Source organism: Rahnella perminowiae (genome assembly GCF_019049755.1).
Lineage (GTDB): Bacteria > Pseudomonadota > Gammaproteobacteria > Enterobacterales > Enterobacteriaceae > Rahnella > Rahnella perminowiae.
Genome location: NZ_JAFMOS010000646.1, coordinates 57329 through 67026, shown reverse-complemented (window position 1 = coordinate 67026; position 9698 = coordinate 57329). Strand labels below are relative to the sequence as shown.

The following is a 9698-nucleotide window of genomic DNA, read 5'->3' as shown; positions in this document are numbered from 1 at the left end:
GAGCATGGGGGCATCTCCGGTGTGTTTTCGACCGTAACAGCATCTGTTCAGTGAAGTGCTCTGGCAGATTAAACAGATAAATCAGGAGATAAATGATGTCTGAGCAAATTACCCGCAGTCAGCTTGGTTTTACGCGCCGGTTTGGTGAAAATGAAGCACAGATTCTGACCGAAGAAGCCGTTGATTTTTTATCTGAACTGGTTATCCGTTTTACCCCGCTGCGTAACCGCTTACTCGCCGATCGAATTGCCGTACAGCAGAAGATAGATCAGGGGACGTTACCTGATTTCATTTCGGAAACAGATTCCATAAAAAAATCAAACTGGAAGATTCGAGGTATCCCGGCAGACCTACTGGATCGCCGGGTAGAAATCACCGGTCCTGTTGAACGTAAGATGGTGATCAACGCGCTTAACGCTAATGTAAAAGTTTTTATGGCGGACTTTGAGGATTCCCTTGCTCCGGACTGGCAGAAAGTTATCGAAGGGCAGATAAACTTACGCGATGCGGTGAAGGGGACGATCAGCTACACCAATGAATCCGGCAAGATTTATCAACTCAAGCCCGATCCGGCCGTTTTGGTTTGTCGTGTACGTGGTCTGCATTTACCCGAAAAGCATGTGAACTGGCAGGGTGAGGCTATTCCCGGTTCTTTGTTCGACTTCGCTTTGTATTTTTTCCATAACTATCGCGCCTTGCTGGCAAAAGGCAGTGGCCCCTACTTCTATCTGCCAAAAATGCAGTCTTATCATGAGGCTGACTGGTGGAGCCAGGTCTTCAGTTTTGCCGAGGATTATGCAGGGTTATCGCGCGGCACCATTAAAGCCACGGTGCTGATTGAAACCCTGCCTGCGGTTTTCCAGATGGATGAAATCCTTTACCACCTGCGTGATCACATCGTCGGACTGAACTGTGGTCGCTGGGATTACATTTTCAGCTATATCAAAACGTTGAAGAATCATGCTGATCGTGTATTACCTGACCGCCAGTCTGTGACCATGACGCAACCTTTCCTCAGTGCGTACTCGCGTCTGCTGATCAAAACCTGTCATCGCCGTGGCGCATTTGCGATGGGTGGCATGGCGGCATTTATCCCAAGCAAAGACGTTAAGCGTAACGAATGGGTACTGAACAAAGTCCGGACGGACAAAGAGTTTGAAGCGAATAACGGACATGATGGTACCTGGATAGCACACCCCGGGTTGGCTGACACGGTACTGGAAGTGTTTGATAAAGCGCTGGGTGACCGCGTAAATCAACTGGACGTATTACGCGAAGAAGACGCCGAAATTACTGCCGGGCAGTTGCTCGAACCATGTTCAGGCGATCGTACTGAAGAGGGTATGCGCGCCAATATCCGCGTCGCAGTGCAATACATCGAAGCCTGGATTTCTGGCAACGGCTGTGTCCCGATTTACGGGCTGATGGAAGATGCCGCCACGGCGGAAATCTCCCGTACATCAATCTGGCAATGGATCCACCACGGCAAAACGCTTAATGACAGACAACCCGTGACGAAGCCGTTATTCCGCCACATGCTGAACGAAGAAATGCTGGTCATTCAGCAAGAGTTGGGCGACCAACGCTTCAGCGCAGGACGGTTCACACAGGCAGCTGCGCTGATGGAAAAAATCACCACACAGGACGAATTAATCGATTTCCTGACCCTGCCCGGCTATCAGCTGCTGGCCTGATTCTTCTTACCCTACACATAAAAAGACCGGAGCATTTGCCATGAAAACGACCCGTACTCAGCAGATTCAGCAGCTTGAAGAAACCTGGAACCAGCCGCGCTGGAAAAATATTACCCGACCTTACACGGCGGCAGACGTGATTAGCCTGCGTGGCTCAGTCAATCCTGAATGTACGCTGGCACAGCACGGTGCGGCGCGCCTGTGGGATTTACTCCACGGTGGATCGCGTAAAGGATATGTGAATTGTCTTGGCGCACTGACCGGCGGACAGGCATTGCAACAGGCAAAAGCGGGTATCGAAGCCATTTATCTTTCCGGGTGGCAGGTTGCCGCAGATGCCAATACAGCTTCCAGTATGTATCCCGATCAGTCTTTGTATCCGGTAAATTCGGTACCTGAAGTGGTGGCGCGCATTAACAACACTTTTCGCCGTGCGGACCAGATTCAGTGGGCCAATAACATTGAACCTGGGCTGCCGGGCTATACCGACTATTTCCTGCCGATTGTGGCCGATGCTGAAGCCGGTTTTGGCGGCGTACTCAATGCCTTTGAGTTGATGAAATCCATGATTGAAGCGGGTGCTGCCGCTGTTCATTTTGAAGACCAGCTTGCCGCAGTGAAGAAGTGCGGGCATATGGGCGGCAAAGTTCTGGTGCCGACTCAGGAAGCGGTGCAGAAACTGGTCTCCGCGCGCCTTGCCGCTGATGTTCTTGGCGTCCCGACGCTGTTGGTGGCGCGTACTGACGCTGATGCGGCAGATTTACTGACGTCAGACTGCGACCCTTATGATAGCCAGTTTATTACCGGCGAAAGAACGCATGAAGGCTTCTACCGGACACACGCCGGTATTGAGCAGGCCATCAGTCGCGGGCTGGCGTACGCACCTTATGCCGACGTGGTATGGTGCGAAACATCAACGCCTGATCTGGCACTGGCTCAGCGTTTTGCCGAGGCCATTCATGCAGAGTTCCCGGGAAAATTGCTGGCCTATAACTGTTCACCATCGTTTAACTGGAAGAAAAATCTCGATGATAAAACCATCGCCAGTTTCCAGGACCAACTGGCCGCGATGGGCTATCAGTATCAGTTCATTACGTTAGCAGGTATCCATAGCATGTGGTTCAACATGTTCGACCTTGCTCATGCCTATGCGCAGGGAGAGGGGATGAAGCACTACGTCGACAAAGTACAGGAACCGGAATTTGCAGCCATAAGTCGCGGCTACACTTTCGCCTCGCACCAGCAGGAAGTCGGAACCGGTTATTTTGATAAAGTCACCACCATCATTCAGGGCGGCCGTTCCTCGGTCACCGCCCTCACCGGTTCTACCGAAGAACAGCAGTTTTCCTCTGCGGCACACTGATATTTATCAGGCCCGGTAAAAGCCGGGTCTTTTTCCTCCGGGAGTCGCCACTATGCGTATAGAGTTGTTGATTGCGCAGACTATTTTGCAGGGGTTCGACGCACAGTACGGCCGCTTTCTCGAGGTGACATCGGGGGCACAGCAGCGCTTTGAAAATGCCGACTGGCCGGCGGTACAGGCAGCAATGAAGCAACGTATCCATTTGTATGACCACCATGTCGGGCTGGTGGTTGCCCAGCTCAGATGCATTACCGGCCCGCATTTTTATGATGCCGCGTTTCTGATCCGCGTAAAGGCGTGTTACTCCGGATTACTGCCTGATTATCCGCGAGCTGAAATAGCCGAAAGTTTCTTTAATTCAGTCTATTGCCGCATTTTCAAACATCGCGATCTGACCGCAGACAAACTTTTTATTTTCAGTGAGCAGCCTTTCCGGTGGCCGCAACATTGCGCCCGTCCTTTGTCACGTCTTTACCCGGTTCAGGGCCAGCTTGCCGGCACACTCGCAAGAGTTCTTCATGACCTGCCGGTGCGCTTACCCTGGGAGAATACGCACCGTGACGTAGATTATATTGCTACGGCATTACAACAACGTTTCCCCGCAGAGTGGCTTGCAGAGGCTGATATTGAGATTGCCACCGAGATTTTTTATCGCAATAAAGCCGCATGGATAATCGGTAAAATCAGGACCGGCACGCAGGTATTCCCTATGTTATTGCCGGTGCATCTCAGCAGTCATCAGAAGCAGTTGTTTGTTGATGCCTGTCTTACCGAAAGCAACGATGCCAGTATAGTCTTTGGCTTTGCCCGCTCGTATTTTATGGTGTATGCACCGCAGCCTGGCGCGCTGGTTGAGTGGTTACGCGAGATTCTACCGGCCAAAACCACGGCTGAGCTGTACAGCGCTATCGGTTGCCAGAAGCATGCAAAAACCGAATGTTACCGTGAACATCTGCGCTTTATGGCGCAAACCGATAAGTCTTTTATTATCGCACCCGGTGTTAAAGGAATGGTCATGCTGGTATTTACCCTGCCTGGCAGTGACCGGGTGTTCAAAGTGATAAAAGATAATTTTGCGCCGCAGAAAGAAGTGACCGAAGCACAGGTCAAAGCCTGCTATCAGTTGGTGAAAGAACATGATCGTGTCGGGCGGATGGCCGATACGCAGGAGTTTGAGCACTTTGTTCTGCCGAAGAAAAATATCAGTCCTGAACTGATGGCTGAACTACAGCGTGAAGTACCTGCCAAGATTGAAGATTTGGGAGACAGCATTGCGCTCAGGCACCTGTATATTGAACGGCGTATGACGCCGCTGAATTTATATCTGGAACAGGCCAGCACTAAGCAGCTTCATGATGTGATTGAAGAATATGGCAATGCAATTAAACAACTGGCTGCGGCTAATATCTTTCCCGGAGACATGTTGTTTAAGAATTTTGGTGTGACTCGTCATGGCCGGGTAGTATTTTATGATTATGATGAAATCTGCTACATGACCGAAGTGAATTTTCGCGATATTCCCGCGCCACGTTATCCGGAGGATGAACTGGCCAGTGAACCCTGGTACAGCATTGCGCCAGGTGATGTTTTTCCCGAGGAATTCCGGCATTTTCTTTGCAGCGACAAACGCCTTGGTCAGATGTTTGAAACGCTACACAACGACCTTTTCAGCGCCAGTTACTGGCGCGGTTTGCAGCAGAGGATCCGTGAGGGGCATGTCGAAGATGTCTTTGCTTATCGCCGTTCGCGGCGTTTTAGCCATCGTTAATAAACTGAAATCCTGCCGCATCATAATGGTGGGATTTCAGCATCTCTCTCAGTGTTTTCCGCCGCCGTAGGCCTGCGTGATTTCTTTCGCCGCGTGGATCACCAGAGCCCCCAGTTCCGTCACCCGGTCGTCGGTGATGCGCGAAACCGGACCCGAAATGGAAATGGCCGCATAGGCATCGTTATGCTCGTCATAGATACAGGTCGCCACACAACGCAAACCGAGCGCATGCTCTTCATCATCAAAGGCATAACCGCGTTTACGGGTATCTGCCAGCTCCTGTTTCAGGTTCGCCGGAGACGTTTTTGTTAACGGCGTATAACTGTGCAGACCGATTTTGTGCAGCAGTTTTGCCAGACGTTCTTCCGGCAGGGTTGAAAGAAACGCTTTGCCGGCACCTGACGCATGCATGGGTAATTTTCCGCCAATAGGCGCGGACATTCTCATCAGGGCATTACATTGCACCTGATCGATAATGATCGCCTGATAATCACTATGATCCAGCACGGCCAGATTGACCGTTTCGCCGGACTCCTCCATCAGGCGGCGTAGCATCGGGTGTACCATGGCCAGTAAATTACGGCTTTGCAGGAAACTACTGCCCACGATAAAAGCGTGCGAGCCTATGGTCCACAAGCCCAAATCTCCGACCTGACGAACAAACCCCTGCTGTTGCATGGTGGTCAGAAGGCGGTGGGTGGTGGAGTTGGGTAAACCCGCTTGCTGGGCGAGATCGGTCAGCGCCACGCTGCCCTGAGCTTCGGCAATATATTCCAGCAATTTAAGGCCACGCGTCAGGGACTGAACTTGTCCGGTTGCAGCACTGCTGTTGGCGGCAGCAGCTTTAGTTTTCTTAGCACGTTTGGCCGGAGCCGATACGGACGTTGCCATGAGCCTGTTCCTTGTAAGATGCGCCAAAAGCTGGCGAAGAAAAATCATTTTTGGAATGGGTTTTCGTTTTTACAGTATGGATCGCAACGTGCCTTTACGCTCATCCGATGTGTTGCATGGCGTTTGCGGGATGTCTTCCCGAATTGAAAAAGTCTCACGTCAGCGCGGCCTTTTGGCTGAGGAAGATATGCTAGGATGTTGACCATAATTTCCGGCGCATGAATGAATAATTTGCCGGGTGTGCGTGATGGGTGATGAGGTGAAAGTGACTAATCGAGTTGAGGCGCTACATAAGCAGCTGGCACAGCGCATTTTGGTTCTGGATGGCGGCATGGGCACTATGATCCAAAGCTATCGTCTGGAAGAAGAAGATTACCGCGGTGAGCGTTTTGCTGACTGGGAAAGCGATCTTAAAGGCAATAATGATCTGCTGGTGCTCTCCAGACCTGAAGTGATCATCGAGATCCACAACGGTTATCTTGCTGCCGGTGCAGATATCCTCGAAACCAACACGTTCAACTCCACCACGATTGCAATGGCTGACTACCATATGGAATCCTTGTCGGCTGAAATTAACTATGAGGCCGCGCGGCTGGCGCGACAGTGCGCCGATGAGTGGACTGCCCGTACGCCGGATAAACCGCGTTATGTCGCCGGGGTGTTAGGCCCGACCAACCGGACGGCATCGATTTCCCCTGATGTTAACGATCCCGCATTCCGTAACGTAACTTTCGATCAGCTGGTTGACGCTTACCGGGAATCTACCCGTGCGCTGATCGAAGGAGGGGTCGATCTGATCATGATCGAAACCGTATTCGACACACTTAATGCTAAAGCCGCCACGTTCGCAGTTGAAAGCGAATTCGAAGCGATGGGTATTGTCTTGCCGGTCATGGTTTCCGGCACGATTACCGATGCCTCCGGCCGTACTTTGTCCGGCCAGACAACCGAAGCATTTTATAACTCATTACGCCATGTGAAACCGCTCACCTTTGGCCTTAACTGCGCCCTGGGGCCTGATGAATTACGTCAGTATGTGGCTGAGTTATCCCGTATTGCAGAATGTTATGTCACCGCACACCCGAACGCCGGTTTACCTAACGCCTTTGGTGAATACGATCTCGAAGCTAAAGAAATGGCTGAGCATATTGCCGAATGGGCACGCTCAGGCTTTCTGAACATCGTCGGTGGTTGCTGTGGTACCACGCCTGCGCATATTGCGGCGATGGTGAAAGCCGTGGAAGGCGTGCCGCCCCGTGCTTTGCCGACCATTCCTGTTGCCTGCCGTCTGGCAGGGCTGGAACCGCTGACCATCGATCCACAGACGCTGTTTGTGAATGTCGGTGAACGTACCAATGTGACCGGCTCCGCGCGTTTCAAACGACTGATTAAAGAAGAAAAGTATGCGGAAGCACTGGCTGTAGCCCGTCAGCAGGTAGAAAGTGGCGCGCAAATTATTGACATCAACATGGATGAAGGAATGCTCGACGCCGAAGCGGCGATGGTGCGTTTCCTCAGCCTGATTGCCGGTGAACCGGATATCGCCCGTGTGCCGATCATGATCGACTCCTCCAAATGGGACGTCATCGAGAAAGGCCTGAAATGCATCCAGGGCAAGGGGATTGTTAACTCCATTTCCATGAAGGAAGGCGAAGAAGCCTTCCTGCACCATGCCCGTATGGTTCGCCGCTACGGCGCAGCCGTGGTGGTCATGGCATTTGATGAAACCGGGCAAGCGGACACCCGTGCCCGCAAAATCCAAATCTGCCGCCGTGCCTATAAATTGCTGACTGAAAAGGTCGGTTTCCCGCCGGAAGATATTATTTTCGACCCGAACATCTTTGCCGTAGCGACCGGTATTGAAGAGCACAATAACTACGCCGTTGATTTCATCGAAGCCTGTGCTGATATTAAAGCACAACTGCCGCATGCGTTGATTTCCGGCGGTGTTTCCAATGTGTCCTTCTCGTTCCGCGGTAACGAACCGGTGCGTGAAGCCATTCACGCTGTCTTTCTGTATCACGCCATCCGCAACGGTATGGATATGGGTATCGTCAACGCCGGCCAGTTGGCGATTTATGATGATTTACCGGCTGAACTGCGCGACGCCGTGGAAGATGTCATCCTCAACCGTCGTCATGATGGTACTGAGCGTCTGCTCGAACTGGCCGAAAAATACCGTGGCAGCAAGGACGATGGCGAAGCGAATAAGCAGCAGGCGGAATGGCGCAGCTGGGAAGTAAAAAAACGCCTCGAATACTCGCTGGTGAAAGGCATTACCGAATTTATCGAACTGGATACTGAAGAGTGCCGTCAGCTGGCCGCGCGTCCTATCGAAGTGATCGAAGGCCCGCTGATGGATGGTATGAATGTGGTCGGTGACCTGTTTGGTGCTGGCAAAATGTTCCTGCCGCAGGTGGTGAAATCCGCGCGTGTGATGAAACAAGCGGTGGCCTATCTGGAGCCGTACATTGAAGCCAGCAAGGAAAAGGGCCAGACCAACGGCAAAATTCTTCTCGCGACGGTAAAAGGCGATGTGCATGACATTGGCAAAAACATCGTCGGTGTTGTGCTGCAATGTAATAACTACGAGATTATTGATCTCGGTGTGATGGTGCCGACTGACAAAATTCTGAAAACTGCCATTGAAGAAAACGTCGATATTATCGGGCTTTCCGGGCTTATCACCCCGTCGCTGGATGAAATGGTCAACGTGGCAAAAGAAATGGAACGCCGTGGTTTCACCATGCCGTTGCTGATTGGCGGCGCAACCACATCGAAAGCGCACACAGCGGTGAAAATAGAACAAAATTACAGTGGTGCGACCTGCTATGTGCAAAACGCTTCACGCTCTGTGGGCGTCGTCTCTGCGTTGTTGTCCAATGATCAGCGCGATGCGTTTATCGGACGAACGCGTAAAGAGTATGAAACCGTACGTATCCAGCATGGTCGTAAAAAACCGCGCACGCCGCCGGTGAGTCTGGCAGTGGCCCGCGACAACGCGACTTTTATCGATTGGGAAACTTACACGCCGCCGGTGGCTCACCGTCTGGGCATCCAGAAAGTGGAAGCCAGCATTGAAACATTGCGTAATTACATCGACTGGACACCGTTCTTTATGACCTGGTCGCTGGCGGGCAAATATCCGCGCATTCTTGAAGATGAAGTTGTCGGCGAGGAAGCGAAGCGCCTGTTCAAGGATGCCAACGATTTGCTGGATAAACTCTCCGCTGAAAAATTACTGAATCCGCGTGGTGTAGTGGGACTGTTCCCGGCAAACCGCACGGGCGATGATATCGAAATCTACAGCGACGAACGCCGTCAGGATGTGCTGGTGGTCAGCCATCATCTGCGTCAGCAAACGGAAAAAACCGATTTCGCCAACTACTGTCTGGCTGACTTTGTTGCGCCGAAATCCAGTGGCAAAAAAGATTACATGGGGGCATTTGCCGTAACCGGCGGGCTTGAGGAAGATGCGCTGGCCGAGGCGTATGACAAGCAGCATGATGATTACAATAAAATCATGATCAAGGCTCTGGCAGACCGTCTGGCAGAAGCGTTCGCAGAGTACCTGCACGAGAAGGTACGTAAAGTGTACTGGGGTTTTGCGCCGACAGAAAACCTGAGCAATGAAGAACTGATCCGCGAAAATTATCAGGGAATACGCCCGGCACCCGGTTACCCGGCCTGTCCTGAACATACTGAAAAAGGGCAAATCTGGAAGCTGCTGGATGTCGAAGCCAATACCGGTATGCAACTGACCGAGTCCTTTGCCATGTGGCCGGGGGCAGCTGTATCCGGCTGGTATTTCAGCCATCCTGACAGTAAATACTTCGCTGTGGCGCAGATCCAGCGTGATCAGGTTGAAGATTATGCAGCGCGTAAAAACATGCCGGTCGCAGAAGTGGAAAGATGGTTAGCCCCTAATCTGGGTTACGATGCCGACTAATAATATAAATGCCCGTTAACGGGCATTTTTTCC

The 9698-nt window shown here is 51.8% G+C and carries 5 protein-coding genes; 4 read left to right on the top strand and 1 reads right to left on the bottom strand.

All coding sequences use genetic code 11. The features are described from left to right. Nucleotides 1-95 precede the first annotated feature (95 nt). The 3 genes from aceB to aceK are packed head-to-tail and all read left to right on the top strand — an operon-like array spanning nucleotide 96 to nucleotide 4825. Nucleotides 96-1694, top strand: coding sequence for a malate synthase A (gene aceB / locus J1785_RS26555; protein ID WP_217221067.1), 1599 nt, complete (start codon nucleotides 96-98; stop codon nucleotides 1692-1694). A 40-nt stretch (nucleotides 1695-1734) separates the two neighbouring features. Then, nucleotides 1735-3057 (top strand): isocitrate lyase, encoded by a 1323-nt coding sequence (gene aceA / locus J1785_RS26550; RefSeq protein WP_129991922.1) that lies wholly within the window; start codon nucleotides 1735-1737, stop codon nucleotides 3055-3057. A 52-nt stretch (nucleotides 3058-3109) separates the two neighbouring features. Next, nucleotides 3110-4825, top strand: a complete 1716-nt coding sequence (aceK, locus tag J1785_RS26545; protein ID WP_217221064.1) for a bifunctional isocitrate dehydrogenase kinase/phosphatase — start codon at nucleotides 3110-3112, stop codon at nucleotides 4823-4825. 48 nt (nucleotides 4826-4873) lie between these two features. On the opposite strand, the gene iclR is transcribed toward aceK, so the two are convergent. Then, nucleotides 4874-5716 (bottom strand): glyoxylate bypass operon transcriptional repressor IclR, encoded by an 843-nt coding sequence (gene iclR, locus J1785_RS26540; protein ID WP_129954849.1) that lies wholly within the window; start codon nucleotides 5714-5716, stop codon nucleotides 4874-4876. A 247-nt stretch (nucleotides 5717-5963) separates the two neighbouring features. Between iclR and metH the strand changes: the two genes are divergently transcribed. Then, complete coding sequence (gene metH, locus J1785_RS26535; protein WP_217221063.1) at nucleotides 5964-9665, top strand: methionine synthase; 3702 nt, start codon at nucleotides 5964-5966, stop codon at nucleotides 9663-9665. Nucleotides 9666-9698: the final 33 nt, after the last annotated feature.

Excerpts from the sequence above, each read along its gene's own strand:
- aceB (WP_217221067.1), top strand. The coding sequence starts at position 96 with ATGTCTGAGCAAATTACCCGCAGTCAGCTTGGTTTTACGCGCCGGTTT.
- aceK (WP_217221064.1), top strand. The coding sequence starts at position 3,110 with ATGCGTATAGAGTTGTTGATTGCGCAGACTATTTTGCAGGGGTTCGAC.
- iclR (WP_129954849.1), bottom strand. The coding sequence starts at position 5,716 with ATGGCAACGTCCGTATCGGCTCCGGCCAAACGTGCTAAGAAAACTAAA.
- metH (WP_217221063.1), top strand. The coding sequence starts at position 5,964 with ATGGGTGATGAGGTGAAAGTGACTAATCGAGTTGAGGCGCTACATAAG.
- aceA (WP_129991922.1), top strand. The coding sequence starts at position 1,735 with ATGAAAACGACCCGTACTCAGCAGATTCAGCAGCTTGAAGAAACCTGG.